The organism is Bradyrhizobium sp. S69 (assembly GCF_009766005.1).
GTDB lineage: Bacteria > Pseudomonadota > Alphaproteobacteria > Rhizobiales > Xanthobacteraceae > Bradyrhizobium.
Map to the genome: position 1 here is coordinate 1 of NZ_LMUK01000003.1, position 385 is coordinate 385.

Annotated in this window: 1 protein-coding gene; it reads right to left on the reverse strand. The window is 63.9% G+C overall.

Annotated elements, in window-relative coordinates; translation table 11 throughout:
• Positions 1 to 204, reverse strand: a 204-nt coding sequence (locus GSQ88_RS00355; RefSeq protein WP_210253721.1) for a hypothetical protein, incomplete at its 3' end; no start/stop codon positions are given.
• Positions 205 to 385 lie beyond the last annotated feature (181 nt).

Sequence of the window (385 nt, forward strand, 5' to 3'; positions counted from 1 at the left end):
GTGAGCATCGCGCTGCCACAGCGCCGCCTGCCGGTATGGCAGCAACGCGTGGGTCTCGTTGACCATGACGAAGCCGAGCTCTTCGGTGCTCTCGGCGCGACGCGCGCGCTTGAGCAATTGCACCAGCGTGCCGAGCCCGAACAGCTGCGCTTCCAATGGACTAGGAGCCGCCGGTTTGATCGCGTTTGGGTTTTCAGCCTTCATGCCTGGGACATCTGCGATTTTCTGCCCTGATCCCCGTGACGAGCTCTTATCGTGACACAACCAAGAGAGGCGCCGTGCCGTAGCACGCCGAGCCTCTCCATGGCGTTAATAGCACCGGCTTTCAGCGCGCCGTCTCACCTGCCCTGCTGCAGGCTGGCGAGCAGTGCGTTGCGCTGCGCGG